The following is a 23468-nucleotide window of genomic DNA, read 5'->3' as shown; positions in this document are numbered from 1 at the left end:
TACGAGGTTACCTCGCTCCGGCGACTCGTCCATATGACGCAGCTCTCAGGAATCTAGGGTTGGGAGCATGGAACACCCCCGATGGGACGCCTGCGAGCTGACCGTGGGACAGGTGGCCGCCCGCAGCGGCGTCGCCGTCTCGGCACTGCACTTCTACGAGGCCAAGGGCCTGATCCGCAGCCGCCGCACGGCGGGTAACCAGCGCCGCTACGCCCGGGACGTCCTGCGGCGCGTGGCGTTCATCCGGGTCTCCCAACGCGTCGGCATCCCGCTGAGCCAGATCCGGGAGGCCCTCGGCCGACTTCCGGAGGAACGCACCCCCACCCGCAAGGACTGGGAGCTGCTGTCCGCCACGTGGCGCACCGAGCTCGACGCCCGCATCGAGCAGCTGCAGCGCCTGCGCGACGACCTGACCGACTGCATCGGCTGCGGCTGCCTGTCGCTGAGCCGGTGCCGCCTGTCCAACCCGTACGACCAGCTCGGCGAGGAGGGCTCCGGCCCCCGGCGCCTGCTCGGCAAGAAGGCCCCTGCCGGGCGTTCCGGGGAGCCGGCGGCGGCCTCCTCAGGCACGGACGCCTGCGACGGCGATCAGTGCGGCTGACCCGCCCCTGAGCCGGGTGGCGGCGCCTGCCGCTCGTACGCCGTGACGACGGCCTCGACCAGCCCCGGGAAGCGGGCCTCGAGGTCGTCTCGCCGCAGTGTCGTCCAGCGGCGGTTGCCGTCCTCCCGCTGACGGATGACGCCCGCCTCGCGGAGCACCCGGAAGTGGTGCGTGAGCGTCGAGGGCGCGACGTCCACGGGGAACGTGCCGCAGGCTCGCTCCGGGTCGGCACGCAGCGTCTGGACGATCGTCATCCGTGTGGGGTCCGACAGCGCGTGCAGGACGTCCAGCACGTCCAGTTCGTCGGCCTCCGGGTGGGTCAGCGTACGGCGTTGCGATCGGGGCATCGAGACGACCTCTCTTTCGACAACCATCGTACAACTGTGGTACGACATTCGTCGTACGACGAACATCGAAATTCGAACGAGGAGACGTCATGCGTGCTCTCGTCATGACCGCGCCGTCCCAGCGCTCCGACCGTACGGAGGTCCGGCACGTGGAGGCGCCGCGCCCCGGCACCGGGGAGGTGACCATCGACGTCACCCACGCGGGGATCAACTTCATCGACGTCATGGCCCGCCGCGGCGACGCCGGCTACGCGTCCTGGCCCTTCGCGCCGGGCAAGGAGGTCGCCGGGACCGTACGCGAGGTCGGCGCGGGCGTCACCGGCCTGGCCGCCGGGCAGCGGGTGGCCGCGTTCCTGCCGGGAGCCGGCGGGCTGGCGGAGGTCGCCCTCGCACCGGCTGAGCTCACCGTCCCGGTCCCCGACGAGGTGCCGTCGGCCGTCGCGGCGGCGGCCCCGCTGATGCTCGCGACCGCGCTGCTGCTGCTCACGGACGCCGCCCGGTTCAGTCCGGGCGAGACCGTGCTGGTGCACTCGGCCAGCGGAGGCGTCGGCGGCGCGGTGGCGCAGCTCGTCCCGGCGTTGGGCGGCGGACGGCTCGTCGGCACCGTGGGCCGCGCCGACAAGATCCCCGCGGCCCTGAAGAGCGGCTACGACGCCGTCGTCCCCCGCGAGGGCGACCTGGCCGAGGCGGTGCGCGCGGCCGCCGACGGCGGCGTCGACGTCATCCTGGACCCGCTCGGCACCGCCCTGCTGGACGCCGACGTGGAGGTGATCAGCCCAAGCGGACGCGTCGTGCTGTTCGGCAACGCGGGCGGCGGACAGGCCGCCGCGCTCCCCGGCCTCGACCGGCTGCGCGCGGGGAACATCGCCATCAGCGGGTTCAGCATCAGCGCGCTGGCGGTCACGGCGCCCGAACGCGTGGCGGTGGCGCTGCGCCGCGTCCTCGACCTCATCGCCGAGGGGCGGCTGTACGTCCCGGTCACCGAGATCGAGTCGCTGTCCGAGGTCCCCGCCGCCCACCAGCTGCTCGCCGACGGGCGCGGCACCGGCAAGTACGTGGCACGGATCGTCCCGGCGGAATCCTGACAGGAGATGTCAGCCGGGACCGGCGATCATCGGTACGGCCGCCGACCGCGGCCGATCGACCACACTCGCCGAGGACGCCGTGCACCCCCACAACGACGCGCGGATCCGGCGGGCCGAGCGCCTGCTGATCCCCGCCACCTTCATCACCTCGCTGGGCAACAACATCCAGCTGATCGCCGCGGCACTGCTGCTCGTCCGGGCCGAGCGGACGATGCTGGCGGTCGGCTGGCTGTTCATCGCGGTCGCCGCTCCCCAGGCGGTGCTGTCCCCCTTCTTCGGCCGCCTCGCCGACCGGTTCGACCGTCGTACGCTCTGGGTCTGCTGCGACCTGGCCGGCGCGCTCGCCGCGCTGGCCCTGCCGGTCGGGCTGGCGGCCGGTGCGCCGACGAACGTCGTCGTCTACGCCGCCAACCTGGCGCTGGCGGTGGTCGCCACAATGTTCGTGCCGGTCAGCGCGGGCCTGATCAAGGAGCGGGTCCGGCCCACCGAACTGCGCCGGTTCAACGCGAACTACGAGATCGCGATGCAGGCCGGGATGCTGCTGTCGGCGTCGGTCGGCGGCTTCGCGGTCCAGTGGTTCGGGGCCGTGCCGCTCTTCGCGTTCAACGCCGGGACGTTCGTCGCCTCGGCGGTGTGCGTGTTCGCGGTCGGCCGCCGGCCCGCGCACCCGGCCGCCGAGCCGGTGACCGGCCCGCACGACGCCCCCGCCGGGGCCGGTCGGCGCGTGGCCACCGGCTGGCTCATCCTCCTGTACGCCCAGGGCAGTGTCGTCGTGACGGTCTTCAACGCGCTCCTGCCCGTCCTCGTCGTCGGCGAGCTTCATCGCGGCAGCGCGGTCCTCGGCCTGGTCGACGCCCTGGGCGGCCTCGGTTTCCTGCTCGCGGCGGCGGCGTACCGCCTGGTCGGTCGCAGGTTCGGCGACCTGCGCATCGCCCTGACCGGGTTCCTGCTGTGCAACGGCATGCTGATCCTGCAGCCGCGGTACGGCGTCGCCGGGCTGATGCCGTTGGTGCTCGTCGGCGCGTGCGGGTTCGGGCAGGCGCGCATCGCGTCACGGGCACTGCTGCTCGCCTCGGCGCCCGAGCACCGGATCGGACGGGTCTTCGGCGTCGCCAACGCCTGCGCCCTCGCCGGCACCGTCGTCGTCATGCTCGTCGTGGCGACGATCACCGACCACTCGGACACCCGGTACGGCTTCGCGACACTCGCGGCCATCAGCCTTCTCGCCGCCGCCCTCCCCGCCATCGCCCTGGGGTCCCGTCGCGCGCGCGAGCCGGAGCCCTCCGCGCACGGTCCCGACTCCGACTCGGGCGATCTGCAGCGAGCGGTGGTCTCGTGAAGCCGCTGCTCATCGCCGAAGTGACCGCACGCTCTGGTCGCCGACGCCGGCCGCGGTGGCGATGGCGTGGTCAGCGGGAGGCCGGCCCGGGGATACGGATGCCGGCGGAGCGGAGCTTGGTCTCGAGAAGCGCGACCAGCCGGGCCGTGGCCGATCCCTGCTCTTCGCCGTGGTGGGCGATCAGCTGGTATCGGGTCGCGGCCTCGGTGCCGGCTTGCAGGCCGGTCACGATCTTCAGCTGTGCGGGGTTGGCGAGGCAGTGGTCGGCGAAGGCGGTGGCGAGCTCGTCGATGCGCGGGTCGTCCGGTTCCCAGGCCGCGGCTTCGACGCCGCGCTTGAACAAGGCGACGAACCGTGGGTCGTCGAGGGCGTGCTCGACATCGGTGAGGTAGTCGTCGAAGCCTTCGGGGACCAGGGCCTTGGCCAGCACCCAGCCCTCCCTGGTGGCCGCCACCTCGTCCGTGGGGAAGCCGAGGCCGGGCATCCGCTCCAGCAGCGCCACAGCACGGTCGGGCAGCAGCGCCCGATCGCCATCGGCGAGCCGGTGCAGCGTGTCACGCCGCGCGATCAACTCCTCGATCCGTTCGGTGAGCTGCCGCTCGACGTCGGCGAGTGCGGCGGCGAACCGCGCGGCGTCGGCGTCGAGCAGGGGCCCGATCTCGGCCAGCGGCACTCCGGCGGCGGCCAGCGTCCGGACCTGCACCAGTCGCAACAACGCGGCCGATCCGTACCGCCGGTAACCGGAGCTGTCGCGTTCGGGCTCATCGACCACACCGAGCTTGTGGTAGTGCCGCACCGTCTTCACCGTGACGCCGACGAATGCCGCCGCCTGCCCGATCGTCACTCCGTTCCTCATTCGCTCAGCCTGCCTTGTGTTCGAGCTCGGCGGCTACGCAGAGCATGTGGACGGGCCACGCCGAGCTCGCCCGGCTCGGCGTGGCCCGGTTCGCGCTCCACCTGACGCACGACCGGAGGGGATCGCCCCTCAAGGCGTACGAGGTGTCAGTCCGCCGGCTGAGCCGGATCGGCCTGTCCGCCGCAGAACACCTCGTTGACGAGCCGTTGCTGGGCGCCCAGGAAAGCCGTCGCGATGGACAGGTCGGCGTCGTCCACACAGTTCAGCGCGGCGGTCAGGGTCTTACTGCCGTCGGGGGTGCTGTACATCAGCGTCGCGTAGCCGGCCATGCCGCCGTTGTGGGTGATGACGGTTCCACCGCAGTCCGTGTCCAGCACGAACACCCCCAGGCCGTAGCCCATCTTCGGGATGCCCGTCGGATGCGGCGTGCACATCTCGGCCAGTAGCTCGGCCGGCAGGAGCTTGCCACTCATCAGCGCGGAGATGAATGTGGCCAGATCCTCGGTGGTCGAGATCATGTCGCCGCCGGTGGAGACCCATGAGGGGTTGTGGCGGGTGATGTCGATCGTCTTGGTCTGGCCGGCGTCCTCGTACCGGTAGTAGGCGTGGGCGTGCGGCGCGGGGATCTCCGCCGAGGCGTCCGGCACCACCGTGCCCGCCAGGCCGAGCGGCCCCAGGATCAGCCGCTGCATCTCCTCGGCGAGCGAGCGGCCGGTGACCTTCTCGATCAGCAGCCGGGCCAGCACGTAGTTGGTGTTGGAGTAGCTCCAGCTCGTCCCCGGCTCGAACCGCGCCGGCTTGGACAACGCCAGCCGTACCAGCTCCTCCGGCCGGTAGGCCTTGAACCGGTTGTCCACCCACTCTTTGCCCGTGATGCCGTAGGGGTTGGGGATCCCCGGCACGACCGTCCCGTCGTCGTAGATCTCGCCGCTGAAGTTGAACACCCCGCTGGTGTGCTGCACCAGCATCCGCACCGTGATCCGCTCGTCCAGCCCAAACTCGGGCAGGTAGCCGGCCGCCGGCGCGTCCAGCGCGATCTTGCCCTCGGCCACCAGCTGCAGTACCAGGGTGGCGGTGAAGGTCTTGGTGTTGCTGCCGATCCGGACATGCCCGTTCGGCGGCGGCTTCGCGGCCCCACCCAGCTCGGCCGCCCCGGCGCCGCCGACCCACTCGCCCCGCTCGTCGTGCACACGCAGCGACACCCCGACGAAACCGGAATCGACGATCTCCTCGATCGCCTTCCGCAACTCCGGGCGATCCTGCCCGGCAACAGCCCCATTGTCGGCGGTGGCCACCCCGGCGTCGAGGGCGGCGGTGATCTTGCGAGCCATCTCGGCCGTAATGGTGCTGGGCTCGTCCGGGTGGACGTGGGCGGCTTCGATGGCGAGGAGGATGGTGCAGCGGAAGTTGTCGGCTTCTGCCGGAGCCTGCTCGCCGAGCAGCTTCATGGCCGCGGTCAGGGCCGGCAGTACCCGGTCGGCGAGTTCGGCGACGGTCTTGCCCTTCAGTTCGATGTCCTTGGCCTTCGCGGCGAGCACGTGCCCGACCAGACCGGTCGCCGCCGTCAGGGCGATGGAGGCATTCGCGGCGGCCTTGCGGGGCGAGCCGGTGGCGGCGACCATCAACGACAAGGCGCCGTACGCGGCGGTCCGCAGGGTGCTCTTGTCCTGGTCGGAAAGGGTGATGGACATCGCGGTTCGCTCCTTCGCATCGGTGACGTCCGGTCGACGTCGTCCCGCTGCGAGGAGCTTCCACCCTGACCCAAGGTCAACCTCAACGATGATCTAGCTCACAGCTCGTCGCCACGAACAGCGAAGTAACACCCGCGCGGACTCTGCTCACCCGGCTGATCACTGATCAGTCGACTCACGCGGGTCGCAAGCGTGCGTGGACCCGCCGACGGCCGATCCACCGAAGATCGCGGCCCTGGTGGCGGGAGATGCCGCATGCGGCATCTCCCGCCGGATCCGTCAGGCGGGCATGAAACTCACGGACACGCCCGCGTGGTTTCCGGAGCCGCCGACGATGTTCGAGCGGAAGGCGCCGTCGGTACCGGCGCTGTCATAGGAGTTCGATCCGATGAACGGATTGTCCCAGTGGAAATGGATGCGCTTGTTGTTGTTGGCCGGATTCCGGCAGGACTGGGTGAAGTAATCCGCTTCTCCCTCGGTCCCGGTGGCGATTCCGTCGGACACCGACTCCCACCGTCCCTGGTCGCCCAGCAGGATGAGCTGGGGCGGCCGGACCTCGAACTTGCCGTGGTCGAGCCGGGTGGTGACGAGGGTCAGGTCACAGCGGGTGAGGTTGTTCAGGAACACCTCGACGCTGCGGGCCGAGTCGGCGCTGGCCGGAGGGATGGACGCGAGCAGACCGCCGCCCAGGACGGCCGCGGCCACGGCGGTCCTGAATCCGGTCCGCATGGGGATTCCGATGTTTCGCATGAGATTTCCTCTCTTGGAGGTCGAAGAATCTCGACGAGTTCCAAGATAGGAACGGCGGCGAAAATGCGTTATCCCGAAAGCTGGGGATTGCGGGCCGACGGCGGGCGGGTTATCGGCCGACGAAGCGATCGGCCATATCGACTCCCGTACAAAAGATATTAGCCGACATATCCCGGCATGTGCATTTCACTCACGGCCGCGACGAGCTCGTCCCCGCCCCCTGCTCGACCAGCTTCCTCAGTTTGGCGGCGGATTCGGGGTCGGCGGGGAGGTGGGCGGTGAGGATCTGCCCGGGGCGGCCGACGCACTCCAGCTTCACGTAGTCGAGCTCGATCAGGCCGACGGCCGGGTGGTCGATGCGTTTGCGGGCCGGGTCGTGGCCACGGACGTCGTGGCCGGCCCACAGGTCGCGGAACTCCGGGCTGCTCTTCACCAGGTCGTCGGTGAGCGCGCGCATGCGCGGGTTGCCCGCCTGCTCGGCGGCCGCCGCCCGGAACTTGGCCACCATCGAGCGGGCGTCGGTCTCCCAGTCGACGATGCGCGCGCGGATCTCGGGACTGTTGAACATCAGCCAGATCACGTTGCGCTGCTCCGGCGGCAGCTCGTCGTACTCGGCGATCAGTGCCGCCTGCGCCCGGTTGTAGGCGAGGACGTCCCAGGTCTCGTTGGCGATGTAGGCGGGTTGCGGGTCGAGGGAGTCGACGAACGCCCGCATCGTCGGATGCACGTCGACCTTCTCGGCCGCCGGGGTGGCCGGCTGACCGGCCAGGGTGAACAGGTAGTCGTGCTCGGCCGGGGACAGCTGCAGTGTGCGGGCGAGCGCGTCGAGCACCTGCCGGCTGGGCGTCACGTCCCGGGCCTGCTCGAGCCACGTGTACCAGGTCGTGCTGACGCCCGCGAGCGTGGCGACCTCCTCGCGGCGCAGCCCGGGCGTACGGCGCCGCCCGCCGCCGGGCAGGCCGACATCTTCGGGGGTGAGGCGTTCGCGGCGGAACCGGAGGAAGGCGGCGAGCTCGTCACGGCTGGACATTGGGCGGTACTCCTTATACCAGGATGAAGCACATCTGGTACCCGTTTACTGTTCCTCCCATCGTGGGAGGCATGACAGCTCTCACGCAAGCCCCCGAGCGGACGCGGATCCGGCCGTGGCCCGCGCTGATCGCGGCGTACGCGGGTGTCTTCCTCACGATCAGCGACCTGTTCAAGGTGCTGGTGGCCGTCCCGGCCATCGAACGCGCCCTGCACGCGTCGCCGGCCGTCGGACAGCTCGTGCTCGCCGGATTCCAGCTCACCTACGCCGTCACGCTCGTGACCGGTGGGCGGCTCGGCGACCGGTACGGCCGACGGCGGATGTTCTGCACGGGGGTCGCACTGTTCACCGTGGCGTCGGCGGCGAGCGGTCTCGCGCCGGACGCCGGCCTCCTGGTCGCCGCCCGGCTCGTGCAGGGGGTCGGCTCCGCGCTCGCCCTGCCCCAGGCGTTCTCCCTCGTCCAGGTGCTCTTCCCGCCGGAGCGCCGGGACCGGCCGTTCGCGGTCATGGGCGCGGTCCTCGGCATGGCCTCGGTGGTCGGGCAGGTGCTCGGCGGGGTCATGCTCCAGGCGTTGCCCTGGCGGGCGGTGTTCTTCGTGAACCTGCCCCTCGGAGCGGTGATCTTCCTGGCCGCCCGGGTCCTGATCCCGGAGTCGCGTGCCGCCGCCGCCGGCCGGATCGACCGGCCCGGCATGGCGCTGCTCAGCGGTGCGCTGGCCCTCCTCGTCCTGCCTCTGATCGAGGGCCGTCAGCTGGGCTGGCCGGTGTGGACGTGGCTCTGCCTGGCCGCCGCGCCTCTCGCGCTGGCCGCCTTCGCCACTGCGGAACGCCGGGTCGCCGACCCGCTCGTCGACCTGCGGCTGTTCCGGGACCGCCGGTTCACCCTCGGCGCCGTGATCGTCCTGGCCTGGTACGTGATGGTGAACGGCTTCAATTTCGTGATGGCCATGGAGTTGCAGGAGGGTCTGCGGCTGACCGCACTGCGCGCCGGGCTGGCGTTCGCGCCGTTCGCGCTGGCCTTCCTGGCGGGGTCGCTGGCCGCCGGCCGGCTGGCCCCGCTGCTCGGACGACGGCTGCTCGTCGCGGGTGCGGTGGTCGCGGCGGCCGGGCTCACCGTGCTGCTCCTGGAGTCGTACACCACGGTCTCGATCATGACGGCGACGGTCGTCCTCGGCGCGGGCATGGGCCTCGTGCAGACGCCGCTGCTCAACGTGGCCCTGAAGGGCGTACGGGAGGAGCACGTCGGCACCGCCTCGGGTGTGCTGGCCACGGCCCAGCAGATCGGCGGCTCGGTGGGCGTCGCGCTGGTCGGTGTGGTGGTGTTCCGGGCGGTCAACCGCGGCTGGGACCACGCGTTCGCGGCCGGGTGTGCGTTCGCCCTGGTCCTCGTCCTCGTCGGTCTCGCCCTCATCCTGGCCCTGCCACGTACGCCCCGTCCCATGGAGCAGCCGACCTCGTAGCAGGCCGTGGCCTCAGTACCCAGTCGCGTGGCGGTCGGTCGGCCTCCGCCCTCGCGAAGGTGAGCGCGTGAGGACGATCAGCCGGAGGTCTGGGCCTTCCGCACCATCGCCAGGTGCTTGCGCAGCTCGGGGAGGGCCTTCTTGGCCAGGGCGATCACCCGGGCGGACGATCCCTGGGAGATCTGGGTCCGGGTGTCGGTGATGACCTTCTCGTGCCCGCCCGCCATGGCGCTGAGGAACTCCTGGTCGAAGGCCTTTCCCGACGCCTTCTGCAGCCGGTCGGCGACGGCCGCGTCGTCCGGCGTGGGCGTCTTGGGCAGGGACACCCCCAGACGCTCGGCCAAGCGGGTCACCTTGCCGTCGAAGGCGGTGTGGTCGGTCACGAGCATCCGGCCGACCGAGCGCACCTCCGGGGTCGTGCCCTTCTTCCGGGCCAGCCCGCCGACGTCGATCTCCGCGAGGTTGGCCTGGTGAGCCTCTCGCAGCCAGGCGCGGTCCTGGGCGGACACCGGGGCCCGGGATGTCGGCGCGACCGTCACCGACGTCGGCCGCGCGGCGCCGGCGCCGGATGCCGGAGCCGCCGTGACGGTGACGGCCGTCGTGACGATCGCAGCCGCCGCCGGAAGCGCGCGCAGGTACGGATGACGCTGCATGTCTCCCCCTGTCGGTAATTGCCACACTACTATCTGTAATGTTCCTCGCCGTACCCGCGGATGAGCGGCGTCATGCAACGCGGGGCTCCGCCGGGTTAGTCTGGGTTCCGGGTCGGACCGGAGGAGAGAAGCGTGAGTGGGGTCGTAACGCTTGCACTACTGGCGATCCTCGTGGCGTTCATCGTCAGCCGTGTCGCGAAACGCATCGGGCTCGGCATGTCCCGTGATCGCGTCATCGGGCTGATGGTCGTCTTCGTGATCGTGGCGCTCATGATGTGGGGACAGCACCACGCCGGAAAATAGCGCCGTCACCGAACCGACGGTGCTGGTGCGGCGTCTTATCGCTTACGAAGCACCGTCCTGCCCGGGAGGGCCCTATGCCACAAGCCAGCGCGCCCGCGACCGAAACCGCCTGTCACGTGCGCAGACTTGTGGATTTCGCCGAGCCTCGGCCGGACGACACTTGTCTCGACGTCACCTGCGGCGCCTCCGACGTCGCGCCGCTCCTCGGCCCGCGGGTTCAGCGCCTGACCAGCGCGGACGCCACCGCGCCACCCGAGGGGCCGTTCACGCTGATCACCGCCCGCCTGACGCCGACGCCCGACACGGACCCGGTGACCCTGGTCCGGCGGCTCCTCGGCGTCTGCTCCGGACGGCTCATCATCACCGACCTCGTACGGACCCGCGCCGGCGACAGCGGCCGCATCGAACGCCTCCGCGACCCGGCCCGCACGACGACGCGCACGTTCGGCGACCTGATGGACCTGGTCCACGAGGCCGGAGGTGAGACGCGCCGGCTCGAGGTGTTCACCATCGAGCGCCCGGTCGAACCGTGGCTCGCCGCCGTCGGGAACGGCGACCGCATCCGGAAGGAGCTGACCGCCGAGCTCGACGGCGGCCCGAAGACCGGAGCGCGCCCCCGCCTGATCGGCCGGGAGCTGTGGTTCACCCAGTCGTGGGCCTACGTCGCCGCCGCCCCCGCCGGCGCCGACCGAGCCCACTAGCCGGTCAGCGGGGGCCTGGTGGAAGCAGCACCGCCGCGCCGTTGACCCGGTCGGCGGCCAGGTCCGCCAGCGCGCGGTCCGCCTCGGTCAGGGAGTAGGGCGTGACCGTGACCTTGAGCCGCAGCCGATCGGCCAGCCGGAGGAACTCCTCGCCGTCCGCGCGCGTGTTGGCGGTCACGCTGCGGAGCCGGCGCTCCTGGAAGAGATCGGCCTGGTAGTTCAGGGCCGGGATGTCGGTGAGGTGGATGCCGGCGATGGCGAGCGTGCCACCGCGGTCGAGGCGCTCGAGGGCAGCCGGGACGAGCTCGCCGGCGGGGGCGAAGATGATCGCCGAGTCGAGCGGCTCCGGGCTCGGATCGAACGAGTCCTGCGCGGATGCCGCCCCGAGCTCGAGCGCCAGGGTGCGGGCCGCCGCCGCCCGGGTGAACACGTGGACCTCGGCGCCCTCGGCGATGGCGACCTGCGCCGCGAGGTGCGCCGACCCGCCGAAGCCCCAGATGCCGAGCCGTCCGGCGGGCGGCAGGGCGGCGCTGCGCAGCGCGCGGTAACCGATGATCCCGGCGCACAGCAGCGGTGCGAGCTCGACGTCGGCCCGGTCGCCGGGCAGCGGATAGATGTACGCCTCCGGGGCGACCGCGAACTCGGCGTATCCGCCGTGCGCGTCCCAGCCGGTGTAGACCGAGCGGGGGCAGAGGTTCTCGTCGCCGCGCCGGCAGTACTTGCACATCCCGCAGGTGCCGCGCAGCCACGCCACCCCGACCCGGTCACCCGCCGCGAACCGCTCGCCGGGGGTCACGACCTCGCCGACGATCTCGTGGCCCGGCGTCACGCCGGGCAGGTGCGGCGGCAGGTCTCCCTCGGCGACGTGGAGGTCGGTGCGGCACACCCCGCAGGCGCGCACGCGCACGAGCACCTCTCCAGGCCCCGGCTCGGGAACGGGTCGGTCCACCGCCCGCAGGGGCTCGGTCTTGATCGGCCCGGGCTGCCGGACCTCCCACGCCAGCACCCCTCCACCCTAAGACGTCGTTTCGCTTCAGATCGTGGCGGACGTCGGCGCCAGGGATGCCGGTATCCCTCCGCGCCATACGCGCTGGACAGAGAGGGTGTCGCCGATGGTGACAGTCGGGTCGCCGGCGACCAGCGTGAGGTCGGCTCGGAGCCCGGGTTTGATTCGACCACGGTCATCAAGGCCGAACCGACGCGCCGGAACGGAGGTCGCTGCCCGCAGTGCCTCCATCGGCGTGAAGCCTGCCATCACGAGGAGCCGCAGTTCGTCGTGAAGGCTGGCGCCGTGGGCCATTCCCGGTGCGCCGAGGTGTGCGGCATCCGTGCCCGCGAGAATGTCGACGCCGGCTCGCTGCAGCGCTGGGAGCGCCTCAAGCGCGTAGCCGAAGTTTTCGGGTGGACTTGTCGCCATCGCGCCGGACAGATTGTCGAGCCATACCGGCGTCAGCTTTGGGGGAACCCGCGGATCCTTGGCGAGCTCGTCACCGGCGGGCTCGCCGGTGATCGACGCGATCACCGTCAGCGTAGGAACCACGAAGATGCCGGCAGCAGCGATCTTCTCGATCAGCTCGTCGGTATAAGGCCGATCGAAGAAGAGGTGAGTGAATCCGTCGACGCCGGCGTCGACAACCTGATCGGCCGTCTCGATGGTCATCGCGTGTGCGAGGACCATCTTGTTGCGGGCGTGGCCCTCACGAACGGTCGCCGCGACCAACTCGGAAGCGAGGCTGGGCAGGGACGAGCCGAACACGTGGCCGTCCTCCACCAGCACCTTGAGGTAGTCGGCGCCCTCGGCGATCCTGGCCTCAACGAATGCTGGGATCTCGTCCACGCGCGTGGCCGTCGGCCACGGTGGGTCGCCTTCCCCTTTCCGGAGCTGATGCGGGTGCCCGTCCGCAGGAGTGAGCCCGATGGATGGGGAGCGCACGTCGGCGAGGTCACTCGACTCGGCGACCTGGCGGCGCAGCGGGATCATTCGTTCCGGGATCGAGAGCATGTCGAGCTCGGTGGTAATTCCGAACGTCAGGGACTGGCGGAGTGACTCCGCATCGGTATGCGTGTGAGCGTCGAACAGGCCGGGCAACAACGTGGCACCAGTGCCATCGATCAGTTCGACTCCCTCGGGGCGTCTACCCGCGACGCTCACGATCTTGCCGTCTGCGACTTCGACATCAACGACCCCAAGGAGGTCCTCACCATCGAAGACGCGCGCGCCTGTGATTACGAAGTGATTCACGGCCGACTCCGTTTATGGTTACTATTTGTTACCAAAGAACGATAAGTGACCAAGATTGAGCTGCCAAGAAGGCACTTTCCCGACAGGTGGTGAGGTCCAGGTGACCAGGCGCGGCGACGTGTTCGATCCGGCCTGCCCAACCCGTAAGCTGCTGGACCGGATCGGTACCAAGTGGACGTCCATGCTGGTCAAGGTGCTGGCCGAGGCCGACCCGGCAGAGGTCCGGTTCGCCGAACTGCGCCGGCGGATGCCCGGGGTGTCCCAGAAGATGCTGTCCACGACCCTGCACAGCCTGGTTCGGGACGGCCTGGTCGCCCGCCGGGTGGAACCGACCGTGCCGCCCCAGGTGCACTACCGACTCACCGAGCTCGGGCTGTCCCTGGAGGTCCCGCTGGCCGTGGTGCGCGAGTGGGCGGAACGGCACATGCCGGAGATCGACCGGGCGAACGCGGCCGCGGACATGGAAAATGATCGGGGACTCCTCGAGGAAGATCCCGGTGCGAATGGGGCCGCGGCCGACGCACCCTGATGATCAGCTCATTCACCAAGAAAATCGTGTCCACCCGAATCGGAGCCTTCGCATGTCAGATGATCGTGAGTCCGTACCCGTCCGCCAGCTTCGCCTGGTCGTCGAGGCCGAGGACTACGAGGCCGCGCTCGCCTTCTATCGCGACGCGCTGGGCCTGCCCGAGCAGGCGGCCTTCTCCAACGAAGGGGACGCCCGCGTCGTGATCCTGGACGTCGGCCGGGCCACCCTGGAGATCGCGAACCCGGCGCACAAGCGGTACATCGACGAGGTCGAGGTGGGTCGTCAGGTCGCGCCCAAGATCCGTGTCGCGTTCGAGGTCGACGACGCCCAGTCCACCACCGGCCGGCTGGTGGCCGCCGGCGCCGAACAGGTGGCCCCGCCCACGCTGACCCCCTGGCAGTCGCTGAACGCACGCCTCGACGCCCCGGCCGGCCTGCACATCACGGTGTTCCAGGAGACGCTAACGGAGGATGAACGCCGGTCCCTGAACGGCTTCGGAACCGAAACGGGGTCATCAGCCGAAAGCTGATCGGCGGCGCCACCTGACCTTGCCGCCGCCATCGACACCTTGCCGCCGATGTGGACGCCTCGCCGCCGGAATTGCCCGGCTTTGCGCGTCAACGCCGACGGCAAGGAGGTGCTCACTCAGGACTTCAAGGGGATCTCGAACCACACGGCCTTGCCGTCGCTCGTCGGGCGGGAGCCCCACCTGGCGGCTAGCTGGTCGACCAGGTAGAGGCCACGGCCGCCTTCGTCGGTCTCACCGGCGCTCCGGATGCGGGGCAGGCGCATGTCCTTGTCCAGGACCTCGACCCAGACGGCCTTCCCGCCTCGCCGCAGCCGGAGCGTGAACTCCTTGGTGACGGGCTCGCGGCGGGTCAGGTCGGGCAGTTCCCACGGGTCGTCGAAACCGCCTGGGCCGTCGAGGCCCAGCGCGCCCTCCAGCACCAGCTCGCGGCGCGGGGCCGGGGCGTTGGCCGCGTGCAGTACGACGTTGGTGACCACCTCGGAGACCAGCAGGCAGGCCATGTCGGACTGTTCGTCCAGCATGCCCCAGTCGGCGAACGTCTCGGCGGCCAGCCGGCGCGCCTCCGACACCATGATCGGCTCGGCGGGGAAGGTGCGCTCCTGGACCTGCAGCCGGGTCGGTGCGGTGCGGACCACGACGATGGCCACATCGTCGTCGATGTCGCCGGGGACGGCCTCGAACGCCGCGTTGGCGATCGACTCGACGTCGCCGCGGGCCGCCTTGCGAACCGCCTGGTACAGCAGCTCGCGCGCCTGCTCCCGGCTGTGGTGATCGCCGTCCTCCTTGGGCCGGCGCTCGATCAGCCCGTCGGTGTAGAGGACCAGCGTGCTGCCGGGCGGCAGCTCGCGGGTCTCCTCTTCGTACCGGATGTCGCCGCCCACGCCCGGCTGGCGGACGCCGAGCATGGCGCCCCGGCCGCTGGCCTCCAGCTCGCCCACCTCGCCGTCGAGGACGAGCAGCGGCGGCTGGTGCCCCGCGTTGGCGAAGGAGAGGTGGCGGGACCAGGCGTCGTACACGAAGTACGTGACGGAGACGAGCGGCGTCTCCTGGCCGCCGGGTGTGGCACCGTTGGCGTACCGGACCGGGGTGCTCATCGTGCGCACCCACTCGTCCAGCTTGAGAAGGATGTCGGCCGGCGGCTTGTCGTCCTGCGCGAACGCGCGCAGCGCCGCCCGCAGTTGCCCCATGACGGCGGCGGCGCGGGCTCCCCGGCCCTCGACGTCGCCGATGACCAGGCCGACCCGGCCCGCCGACAGCGGGATCACGTCGTACCAGTCGCCGCCGACCTGCGTCTGGATGCCCTGGCCATGCGACTCCAGCGGGCGGGCCGGTTCGTACCGCCAGGCGATCTCCAGCCCGTCCAGGGGCGGCGGCCGGTCGCCGGGCAGGAGCTGCTTCTGGAACGCCAGGGCGGTCTCGCGCTCCTCCTCGAAGAGCATGGCGTTGTCGATCGCCAGCGCCACCCGGCTCGCGATGGCGCCGATGAGGTCACGGTCGAATCCGTCGAAGTGCGGGTCGGGCCGCACGGTGAGGCCGGACAGGGCCAGGCTCATCACGCCGAGCAGCTCCCCGCGCGCCAGCAAGGGCGCCGCGATGATCGAGGTCACGCCGACCTCCTCGCCGAGCCGCCTGCTCGCCGGGGTCGGCGCCTTCATCCGATCGGCGACGACGTCGTCGACCAGGACCGCGTCGCGGCGCGTCATCGCCTTCGCGCAGAAGTGACCGGGCGGGTACTCGACCGTCTCGCCGATCTCCCGCCAGGTGCCCGGCGGCGGGGTCCAGGCACCGGCGTGCCGACCCACCCGCCGGATGAGCTGGTCGCCGCTGAACAGGTCGATGAAGCAGTGATCGGCGAACTGGGGAACGAGCGTGTCGGCGACCCGCCGCAAGGTCTGCTGCAGCTCCAGCGAGCCGGCCAGCCGCTCGCCGATCCGCTCGAGCAGGCCGTAGCGGTCCTGGTCGCGCTGGTTGCTGCGCAGCGCCTCCCGGCCGAAGATGACCAGCCCCTCGACGCTGCCGGAGGGGTGACGCAGGGGAACGGCGTACGCCCGGGTGTAGACGGTGCTGCCGTCGGCCCGGACGTTGCAGAAGGTCCCCTCCCACACCGCGCCGCGCAGGACGCGCCGGGCCAGCTCCTTGGCCTGCTCGTGGTCCTCCTCGGCGACGCCGAGGGACAGCCACGACCGGCCGATGTACTCCGGGCCACCGAATCCGAGGAGGGTCTCGGTGAAGGGGTTGGTATAGATGAGGTTGCCGTACCGGTCGCAGACGATGACCGCCATCTCCATGGCGTCCAGCACGGTCTTCGGCGGCAGAAGCGCGTCGACGCGTGAATCACGTCGGCGCGTCATGGGCCTGTCACCTTGCGATCACTCACTCGGCCCCCCGGACATCGTCCCCCCGTACTTATTGAACGACGAACGCCGCGCCGGGATACGCCGAACGGGCGGCAACTCAGCGCTTCGACACGAAGACGTGAGACGCCACACGGCGTGGAATCTCGGCGGACGGACTGTCGGCTTCGTCGTCACGCGTCACTCGGATACCGTCGTCGCCGGCCGCAAGCGTCACCTCTCGTCCCGGTTGAATCCCGATCTGCTTGAGTTGGACCATCAGCGCGCGATCGCCCTGGACCTGCTCACTGATCCGCTGCACGACCACGGGGACCCCGCTCTCGGTCGCGACATCGGTCATGAGCGCCAGCGGCTCCGCCTCCGGCGCCTCGGCAGTAGCGCCGAGCTCGGCCAGTCCGGGGATCGGGTTGCCGTGCGGGCACGCAGACGGGCCGCCGAGCAGCGCGACGATGCGCCGCTCGACCTCCTCCGACATCACGTGCTCCCAACGGCAGGCCTCGACGTGGACGTCCTCCCACGGCAGGCCGATGACGTTGACGAGCAGGCATTCGGCGAGCCGGTGCTTGCGCATGACCCGCACGGCCAGGGACCGGCCGTTGTCGGTGAGCTCCAGGTGACGGTCGCCCTCGACGCGAACCAGGCCGTCGCGCTCCATCCGCGCGACCGTCTGGCTGACCGTGGGACCGCTCTGCGACAACCGCTCGGCAATGCGCGCACGAAGGGGGACGATGCCCTCTTCTTCGAGCTCGAAGATCGTACGGAGATACATCTCCGTGGTGTCGATCAAGCCGTGTGCGGTCAAGGCTTCCTCCAGTCTCGCCCCATGCTACGGCGGATCAGCGACGGTTGGGGAACCGAAAAGGGCAGGGGGCGATCCTTGTGTCCTCATTCTTTGAACGTCCCGGGCGGACCTGCTCTTCCCGGCAGCTTCGGGCGGCCCGCCCTGGGTAGATTGAGCGCGCGATGACACGTTTCGAAGGTGCCGAACACTACGTCCCGGCCGGGGCGGATCTCGACGGGCTGCGCCGTGCCGTGCAGGACTGCCACGGCTGCGACCTGTACGAGCACGCCACCCAGGCCGTCCTCGGATCCGGCGGCCCGGCCGCGCGGGTGGTGCTGGTCGGCGAGCAGCCCGGTGACCAGGAGGATCGCCAGGGCGCGCCGTTCGTGGGCCCGGCGGGCCGGCTACTGGACAAGGCCCTCTCCGAGGCGGGGATCGAGCGGGGCGACGCCTACGTCACCAACTCCGTCAAGCACTTCCGGTTCAGCCAGTCCGGGCCGGGCAAACGCCGCATCCACCAGACGCCGGACGTGACGCACATCTCGGCGTGCAAGCCCTGGCTCACCGCCGAGCTGCGGATCATCGATCCCGAGGTGATCGTGGTGCTCGGCGCGACGGCGGGCAAGGCACTCCTCGGCCCGTCCTTCCGCGTGACGAAGCAGCGCGGCCAGCTGATCACGCGCCCGCCGCTGGACGACGAGTCGGCCACGCAGAACGGCTTCTACGTCGCGACCATCCACCCGTCGGCCGTGCTGCGCGCCGACGACCGCGACGCGGCGTACGCCGGCCTGGTCTCGGACCTGAAGGTCGCCGCCGAGGTCCTGCACTAGCGCCGGGCCGTACGGCCGGGGTCCCGCAACCGCTCTAGCCGGGGCCGTACGGCCGGGATCCCGGAGCCGCTCTGAGCCGGGCCATAAGGCCGGGGTCCCCACAGCCGCTCTGGGCCGGGCCCTGCCCTTCCCCGTACCGGCCTCGGGCGGTGCTCCCCCGGCGGTCAGCCCGCGACGGACGCGCCGAAGGCGGCCTTGGCGGCGGACACGCCGGCGGACTTGCCGCCGAAGACGATCATGCCCGCGATGCCCTGGCCCGGGTAGATCGAGACGCCGCCGTCGCCGCCGTTCTCGCCGGGGGTGCCGACGGCCAGGTCGAGCCTCGTGTCGCCGTCGAGATCGGCGAGGGAGAGCGCACCGCCGTACCGGTCGCCGGTCTCCGCGACGCCCGGCACGCCCTCGGTGTTCTGGCTGAACGCCGAGGAGCCGGAGCCCAGCTTCCAGTGCGCGTTCCCGCGCAGGACGGTCACGGCCCCGGCGTTCCGGCGCTTGCCGATGTCCTCACCCGGAGCGCCGACCACCACCTCGGAGCGCCCGTCGCCGTCGACGTCGCGCGCGGCGACCGCGGCGCCGAACTCGTCGCCCTTCTCCCCGGTGCCGGGCACGCCGCTGGAGTCCTGCGAGAACGTCCGCGGGTGCCCGAGGTCGCCGCCGGGGTAGATCTTCACGAGCCCGCCGTGGGATCCCGCGGGGTCGCCCGCGACGACGTCCCCGTGGTGGTCCCCGTTGACGTCGGCGATCGCCAGGCCGCCGGTGGACCCGACGCTCGCCGTGCCGGACACCGCCCGCAGCCCGGTCTTCGATCCGTGGAGGAGACGCAGGCGGCCGTCGGCGTTCCACGCCGCGTCGGCGTACCCGTCGCCGTTCACGTCACCTGCGGCCAGGGCGACGTGCGCCGCGGTCCTGCCCTTGATCGTGGCCACGACCTTCGCGTCGCCGGTGGCGAACCCGATCACCAGGAGGGCGGACTTCGTCGCCGCGAGGAGATCGGGGTGCCCGTCGTGATCGACGTCGCCGACCGCGAGGGCCCGCCCCGCCCCGTCGCCGGGGGTCAGGACCGCGTGCCGGGTCAGCCCCGACCGGCTCCCAGTGAAGATCTCGATCGTGCCGTGTCCGGGTGCGCCCACCGCCAGGTCGGCATGCCCGTCGCCGTCGAAGTCCGCGGTCGCGACCGCCGTGCCGAACGCGCCTCCCGCCTTGAGCGGCGCGAGGACCTGATGGCGCTTGACGTTCGCGCCGCCGCGCGAGCCGTACACGACGGCCACCCTGCCGCCGCCGGCCGCGCCCGGCGCACCGATCGCCAGATCGCCGTACCCGTCACCGTCGACGTCGGCGACCCCGGGCGTGCGGGCGGCGGCCTCCGCCGTACGGGCTGCGGCCCACGGCGTACGAGCAGTGGCCTCCGCCGTACGGGTCGCAGCCCCCGGCGCACGAACGGCGGCCTCCGCCACGCGGGTCGCGGCGCCCGGCGTCCGGCCGACAGCCCACGGTGTGCGGGAGGCGGCGTGGGCAGGGGCCGCACTCAGGGTCGCGGGCAGGCCGATCAGGGCGAGCGTCATCGCCGCTCGCAGGCGTCGCTGCATGAAATCTCCGGGCGGGTACGGATGATCATGTGGGCGTTGCGAACGGTAGTGCGCCGGTCGCTCCGGGGCAATGCCCTGCCCCGGCGAGTTCCGGCTCTGCTACGCCGTTCGGGCTAGCGGTCCGCGGTGTAGCGGCGGAAGGACGGCACGGCCAGGCCGACGAGGACGACGAGGACCGCGCAGGCGATTCCGCCGCCGACCCAGGACGCGGTCGCGCCGACCCCCGCGGCGAGCGCCCCGGCGCGGAGATCTCCCAGCCGGGGACCGCCCGCGACGACGACCGTGAAGACCCCCTGCAGGCGTCCTCGCATCTCGTCTGGGGCGTACGTCTGCAGGATCGTCTGCCGGAACACCCCCGACACGAGATCGGCCGCGCCGCCGAGCGCGAGGAACAGGACGGCGAGCCACAGCGAGTGCGCGAGTCCCGACGCCGCCACGGCCAGGCCCCACGCCACGATGGCGACGATCAGCGCGATGCCCTGGCGGCGGATCCGGCCGATCCAGCCGGACAACAGGCCGCCGATGACGCCGCCGACGCCGATCGCCGCGATGAGCCAGCCCACGGCCTCCTCGCCGCCGAAGCGAATCTCGGCGACCTCCGGGAACAGCGCCCTGGGCAAGGCGACGGCCATCGCGATGATGTCGACGACGAACGACATCATCAGGACGGGCCGGGTGGCGAGGAAGCGCAGTCCCTCGATGACCGAGCGCAGCCCGGGCCGCCCCGTCTCGTCGCCCAGCGGCGCCATCGAGGGCAGGCGGACGGTGGCGTACAGCCCGACCGTGAACAGCACGGCGTCGATGCCGTACGCCATCGCGTAGCCGCCGTGCCCGATCACGACGCCGGCCAGCATGGGGCCGGCGAACGTGGCCACCTGCGAGGCGGTGAAGTTCAGCGTGTTGGCCGCGGGGACCAGTTCGACCGGCAGCAGGCGCGGGATGACCGCGCCGCGGGTCGGCGAGGAGATGGCGACTCCGATGGCCTGCACCACGACCAGCCCGATGATCAGTGGAACGCTCCCGGCGTGGAGCAGCGCCTGGAGCAACAGGCCGAGGGTGGACGTCCACGTGATCAGGGACGCGATGATGAGCAGCCTCCGGCGGTCCATGGCGTCGGCGACCGCGCCGCCCCACAGGCCGAAGACGATCAGCGGGATCAGGTTGGCCGGGCCCAGCATCCCGACCCAGAGCGAGGACTTGGTCAGGTCGTACACCTGGACGGAGATCGCCACCGAGGTGAGCGCGAAGCCGCCGAACGAGACTCCTTGGCCGATCCACAGCCGCCGGAACGCCGGGTGCCGCAGCGGGCGCGTGTCGATGGCGGCCCGCCGCGCCAGCGCGCCGAGGCGCCTCGACCGGGCGGCGCGCCGGGCCGTGGACGGCTGATCGTCGGAGGTGGAACGCAGGTCAGGCGAGGAGGAATCGGGGTCGGGGCTCACGGACTAAGTCTCTCGATGGCCCATTCGCCCTCTTCGCCCGGGGCCGCGCGCCGGTAGCGGAGCCGGTCGTGCAGCCGGTCGGGGCGTCCCTGCCAGAACTCCACCCTCATCGGCATCACCCGGTAGCCGCCCCAGAAGTCCGGGAGCGGCACCTCGTGCGGCCAGAGCTCCTCCAGCTCGACGTAGCGGCGCTCCAGCTCGGCGCGCTCGGTGATGACCGCGGACTGGTTCTCGCTCGTCCAGGCGCCCAGCTGCGAGCCGTACGGCCGGGTCGCGAAGTACGCCGCCGACTCCTCGCGCGGCAGGTGCTCGGCGGTCCCCTCGACGATCACCTGGCGGCGCAGCGGGTGCCACGGGAAGAGCAGCGCCACCCGGGGATCGGCCGCGATCGCCTGCGCCTTGCGGGAGCGGTGGTTGGTGAAGAAGCGGAACCCGTCCGGGCCGTACCCCTTGAGCAGCACGGTACGTACACTGGGCCGGCCGTCAGCGTCGACGGTGCTGAGGACCATGGCGTTGGGCTCGGTCAGCCCCGCCCCGACCGCGTCGGTGAACCAGGTGCCGAACTGCGTCAGCGGGTCGGGTGCGAGGTCTCGGGCGTGCAGGCCCCCGCCCATGTAGGACTCTCGGAAGGCTGCGACATCATGGTGCTCCACGACAGGACATCCTCTCGCGTGAGGCCCTGCAGGACGCGACAAGGTTCCCGCGAGAGTTGCCCAAACGGAAAAAATTGCGCATCTCACACCCCCCCGGGTACGGCTCAGCCCCGATGAAGCGGTTCAATTACCAATTGGCGTCTGTACATCAAGGGGACGAAAGGCAGGACAGAACATGTCCGACTTCAAACCCGGCCTCGAGGGCGTAGTCGCCTTCGAGACTGAGATCGCGGAACCGGACAAGGAGGGCGGGGCTCTCCGGTACCGGGGAGTCGACATCGAAGACCTCGTTGGCCGCGTCTCCTTCGGTGACGCGTGGGGCCTGCTGGTCGACAACAGCTTCACCCCCGGGCTGGCTCCGGCCGAGCCGCACGTGCTGCCGGTGCACTCCGGCGACGTCCGCGTCGACGTCCAGAGCGCGCTGCCGATCATCGCTCCGGCGTACGGCATGCGCCCGCTGCTGGACATCAGCGACGAGCAGGCGCGCGAGGACCTGGCCCGTACGTCGGTGACCGCCCTGTCGTTCGTGGCGCAGAGCGCCCGCGGCCTGGGCCTGCCGATGGTCCCCCAGAGCCGTGTCAGCGAAGGCACGACGATCACCGAGCGGTTCATGATCCGCTGGCGTGGTGAGCCGGACCCGCAGCACGTCAAGGCCATCGACGCGTACTGGGTCTCGGCCGCCGAGCACGGCATGAACGCCTCGACCTTCACCGCCCGCGTCATCGCCTCCACCGGCGCGGACGTGGCGGCGTCGATCTCGGGTGCGATCGGTGCGATGTCCGGCCCGCTGCACGGCGGTGCCCCGGCTCGTGTGCTGCCGATGATCGAGAAGGTCGAGCAGCTCGGTGACGCCCGCAAGGTCGTGACCGACATCCTGGACAACCACGAGCGGCTCATGGGCTTCGGCCACCGCGTCTACCGCGCCGAGGACCCGCGCGCCCGCGTGCTCCGCCGTACGGCCAAGGAGCTGAACGCCTCTCGGTTCGAGGCGGCCAAGGCTCTGGAGGACGCCGCGCTGGCCGAGCTGCGCGAGCGCCGTCCCGACCGTCCGATCGAGACGAACGTGGAGTTCTGGGCCGCGGTGATCCTCGACTTCGCCGAGGTGCCGCCGCACATGATGCCGGCCATGTTCACCTGCGCCCGTACGGCGGGCTGGGCCGCGCACATCCTGGAGCAGAAGCGCACCGGCCGCCTGGTGCGTCCGAGCGCCCACTATGTCGGCCCGGCGTCCCGCCCGGTCGCCGATGTCGACGGCGCGTCCGAGGTGCTGGACAAGCGCTGACGGCGTTCCCTCCCGTAGGGCCCGTGATGCTCCGGCGTCACGGGCCGTTCGCCTTTCTGCCGGAGGGAGGATGGGGCCATGTACACCGGCCCCCGCGACGAGGAACCCGACGAGCGTGACGTCGAGCTGCTGCGGCAGGAACGCGAGCGGCGCGAGCGCGTCCAGAGCCGCGACGCGCTCTCCTGGAAGATCGTCGGCTGGGTGATGGCCGGGGCCCTCGCGCTGCTGTCGTACGACTCCGGGGGTGCGGCGCTGGACGCCCACCGCGCGGGCCGCCCGTGGCTCTACCCGGCGACCGTGTCCGTGGGCTGTGCGCTCGTGCTGCTCGGCCTGGTGATCTGGGCGCTCCGCCGCCGGTCTTGACAGGGGGCGGCGTCTCAAGCTGTGGAAAGGCCGCTGCGCGGCGCTGCGCCTCAACTATTCTTGCTGG

Annotated in this window: 24 protein-coding genes; 11 read left to right on the top strand and 13 right to left on the bottom strand. The window is 71.2% G+C overall.

Features of this window, described 5'->3' with window-relative positions; all coding sequences use genetic code 11:
- The first annotated feature begins 67 nt into the window (after nucleotides 1–67).
- The gene (gene soxR, locus ACQP2O_RS05535; RefSeq protein ID WP_433180490.1) at nucleotides 68–601 is read left to right on the top strand and encodes a redox-sensitive transcriptional activator SoxR; all 534 of its coding nucleotides are present in this window, start codon (nucleotides 68–70) and stop codon (nucleotides 599–601) included.
- On the opposite strand, the gene ACQP2O_RS05530 is transcribed toward soxR, so the two are convergent.
- Nucleotides 589–975, bottom strand: a complete 387-nt coding sequence (locus ACQP2O_RS05530; RefSeq protein WP_433180489.1) for an ArsR/SmtB family transcription factor — start codon at nucleotides 973–975, stop codon at nucleotides 589–591. The two genes, soxR and ACQP2O_RS05530, sit on opposite strands and share 13 nt — an antisense overlap.
- A gap of 62 nt (nucleotides 976–1037) precedes the next feature.
- Between ACQP2O_RS05530 and ACQP2O_RS05525 the strand changes: the two genes are divergently transcribed.
- On the top strand, nucleotides 1038–2033 hold the full coding sequence (locus ACQP2O_RS05525) for a quinone oxidoreductase family protein (RefSeq protein ID WP_433180487.1): 996 nt from the start codon (nucleotides 1038–1040) through the stop codon (nucleotides 2031–2033).
- A 79-nt stretch (nucleotides 2034–2112) separates the two neighbouring features.
- A complete protein-coding gene (locus tag ACQP2O_RS05520; RefSeq protein WP_433180485.1) occupies nucleotides 2113–3372 on the top strand; it encodes an MFS transporter in 1260 nt (419 codons plus the stop codon).
- A 70-nt stretch (nucleotides 3373–3442) separates the two neighbouring features.
- On the opposite strand, the gene ACQP2O_RS05515 is transcribed toward ACQP2O_RS05520, so the two are convergent.
- The 4 genes from ACQP2O_RS05515 to ACQP2O_RS05500 all read right to left on the bottom strand — a co-directional run bounded on the left by ACQP2O_RS05515 (nucleotide 3443) and on the right by ACQP2O_RS05500 (nucleotide 7699).
- On the bottom strand, nucleotides 3443–4228 hold the full coding sequence (locus ACQP2O_RS05515) for a MerR family transcriptional regulator (RefSeq protein ID WP_433180484.1): 786 nt from the start codon (nucleotides 4226–4228) through the stop codon (nucleotides 3443–3445).
- Nucleotides 4229–4374: 146 nt separating this feature from the next.
- Nucleotides 4375–5919 carry a serine hydrolase domain-containing protein gene (locus ACQP2O_RS05510; RefSeq protein ID WP_433180482.1) on the bottom strand — a complete coding sequence of 515 codons (1545 nt, stop codon included), beginning with the start codon at nucleotides 5917–5919 and terminating at the stop codon, nucleotides 4375–4377.
- Between the two features lie 279 nt (nucleotides 5920–6198).
- Nucleotides 6199–6669 (bottom strand): aegerolysin family protein, encoded by a 471-nt coding sequence (locus tag ACQP2O_RS05505; RefSeq protein ID WP_433180480.1) that lies wholly within the window; start codon nucleotides 6667–6669, stop codon nucleotides 6199–6201.
- Between the two features lie 190 nt (nucleotides 6670–6859).
- Nucleotides 6860–7699, bottom strand: a complete 840-nt coding sequence (locus ACQP2O_RS05500; RefSeq protein WP_433180479.1) for a helix-turn-helix transcriptional regulator — start codon at nucleotides 7697–7699, stop codon at nucleotides 6860–6862.
- A gap of 71 nt (nucleotides 7700–7770) precedes the next feature.
- Here ACQP2O_RS05500 and ACQP2O_RS05495 point away from each other — a divergent pair, with 71 nt between their 5' ends.
- A complete protein-coding gene (locus ACQP2O_RS05495) occupies nucleotides 7771–9159 on the top strand; it encodes an MFS transporter (RefSeq protein ID WP_433180477.1) in 1389 nt (462 codons plus the stop codon).
- A 77-nt stretch (nucleotides 9160–9236) separates the two neighbouring features.
- On the opposite strand, the gene ACQP2O_RS05490 is transcribed toward ACQP2O_RS05495, so the two are convergent.
- Nucleotides 9237–9812, bottom strand: coding sequence for a DUF4142 domain-containing protein (locus ACQP2O_RS05490; protein ID WP_433180475.1), 576 nt, complete (start codon nucleotides 9810–9812; stop codon nucleotides 9237–9239).
- Nucleotides 9813–9944: 132 nt separating this feature from the next.
- Here ACQP2O_RS05490 and ACQP2O_RS05485 point away from each other — a divergent pair, with 132 nt between their 5' ends.
- Entirely contained in the window at nucleotides 9945–10115 is a 171-nt protein-coding gene (locus tag ACQP2O_RS05485) for a hypothetical protein (protein ID WP_360890283.1), read from the top strand.
- A gap of 116 nt (nucleotides 10116–10231) precedes the next feature.
- Nucleotides 10232–10816, top strand: coding sequence for a class I SAM-dependent methyltransferase (locus ACQP2O_RS05480; RefSeq protein ID WP_433180473.1), 585 nt, complete (start codon nucleotides 10232–10234; stop codon nucleotides 10814–10816).
- 4 nt (nucleotides 10817–10820) lie between these two features.
- Here the strand turns inward: ACQP2O_RS05480 and ACQP2O_RS05475 are convergent, their stop codons facing one another.
- Nucleotides 10821–11822: a zinc-dependent alcohol dehydrogenase family protein gene (locus ACQP2O_RS05475; RefSeq protein ID WP_433180471.1), complete on the bottom strand. Its 1002-nt coding sequence runs from the start codon at nucleotides 11820–11822 to the stop codon at nucleotides 10821–10823.
- 27 nt (nucleotides 11823–11849) lie between these two features.
- The gene (locus ACQP2O_RS05470; RefSeq protein WP_433180469.1) at nucleotides 11850–13058 is read right to left on the bottom strand and encodes an amidohydrolase family protein; all 1209 of its coding nucleotides are present in this window, start codon (nucleotides 13056–13058) and stop codon (nucleotides 11850–11852) included.
- A gap of 100 nt (nucleotides 13059–13158) precedes the next feature.
- On the opposite strand from ACQP2O_RS05470, the gene ACQP2O_RS05465 reads away from it, so the two are divergent.
- Nucleotides 13159–13587, top strand: a complete 429-nt coding sequence (locus ACQP2O_RS05465) for a winged helix-turn-helix transcriptional regulator (protein WP_433180467.1) — start codon at nucleotides 13159–13161, stop codon at nucleotides 13585–13587.
- A gap of 52 nt (nucleotides 13588–13639) precedes the next feature.
- Nucleotides 13640–14116, top strand: coding sequence for a VOC family protein (locus tag ACQP2O_RS05460; RefSeq protein ID WP_433180465.1), 477 nt, complete (start codon nucleotides 13640–13642; stop codon nucleotides 14114–14116).
- A 116-nt stretch (nucleotides 14117–14232) separates the two neighbouring features.
- On the opposite strand, the gene ACQP2O_RS05455 is transcribed toward ACQP2O_RS05460, so the two are convergent.
- Entirely contained in the window at nucleotides 14233–16467 is a 2235-nt protein-coding gene (locus ACQP2O_RS05455) for a SpoIIE family protein phosphatase (RefSeq protein WP_433180463.1), read from the bottom strand.
- Nucleotides 16468–16570: 103 nt separating this feature from the next.
- The gene (locus tag ACQP2O_RS05450; RefSeq protein ID WP_433180461.1) at nucleotides 16571–17272 is read right to left on the bottom strand and encodes a metal-dependent transcriptional regulator; all 702 of its coding nucleotides are present in this window, start codon (nucleotides 17270–17272) and stop codon (nucleotides 16571–16573) included.
- Between the two features lie 161 nt (nucleotides 17273–17433).
- Between ACQP2O_RS05450 and ACQP2O_RS05445 the strand changes: the two genes are divergently transcribed.
- Nucleotides 17434–18081, top strand: coding sequence for a UdgX family uracil-DNA binding protein (locus tag ACQP2O_RS05445; RefSeq protein ID WP_433180459.1), 648 nt, complete (start codon nucleotides 17434–17436; stop codon nucleotides 18079–18081).
- 164 nt (nucleotides 18082–18245) lie between these two features.
- Here the strand turns inward: ACQP2O_RS05445 and ACQP2O_RS05440 are convergent, their stop codons facing one another.
- From ACQP2O_RS05440 to pdxH, 3 genes are all read right to left on the bottom strand, one after another.
- Nucleotides 18246–19664, bottom strand: a complete 1419-nt coding sequence (locus tag ACQP2O_RS05440) for an FG-GAP and VCBS repeat-containing protein (RefSeq protein WP_433180457.1) — start codon at nucleotides 19662–19664, stop codon at nucleotides 18246–18248.
- A gap of 113 nt (nucleotides 19665–19777) precedes the next feature.
- Nucleotides 19778–21103: an MFS transporter gene (locus ACQP2O_RS05435; RefSeq protein WP_433180455.1), complete on the bottom strand. Its 1326-nt coding sequence runs from the start codon at nucleotides 21101–21103 to the stop codon at nucleotides 19778–19780.
- Nucleotides 21100–21756: a pyridoxamine 5'-phosphate oxidase gene (gene pdxH / locus ACQP2O_RS05430; protein ID WP_433180453.1), complete on the bottom strand. Its 657-nt coding sequence runs from the start codon at nucleotides 21754–21756 to the stop codon at nucleotides 21100–21102. Before pdxH ends, ACQP2O_RS05435 begins: the two co-directional genes overlap by 4 nt.
- A gap of 175 nt (nucleotides 21757–21931) precedes the next feature.
- Between pdxH and ACQP2O_RS05425 the strand changes: the two genes are divergently transcribed.
- Together ACQP2O_RS05425 and ACQP2O_RS05420 are read left to right on the top strand one after the other, a co-directional pair.
- Complete coding sequence (locus ACQP2O_RS05425) at nucleotides 21932–23038, top strand: citrate synthase 2 (protein WP_433180451.1); 1107 nt, start codon at nucleotides 21932–21934, stop codon at nucleotides 23036–23038.
- 78 nt (nucleotides 23039–23116) lie between these two features.
- Nucleotides 23117–23401 carry a hypothetical protein gene (locus ACQP2O_RS05420; RefSeq protein ID WP_433180449.1) on the top strand — a complete coding sequence of 95 codons (285 nt, stop codon included), beginning with the start codon at nucleotides 23117–23119 and terminating at the stop codon, nucleotides 23399–23401.
- The last annotated feature ends 67 nt before the right edge of the window (nucleotides 23402–23468 follow it).

The sequence above is a fragment of the Actinoallomurus sp. CA-150999 genome, from assembly GCF_050942425.1.
Taxonomy (GTDB): domain Bacteria; phylum Actinomycetota; class Actinomycetes; order Streptosporangiales; family Streptosporangiaceae; genus Actinoallomurus.
The sequence above is the reverse complement of the archived record's forward strand: the minus strand, read 5'-3'. Positions and strand labels throughout refer to the sequence as shown.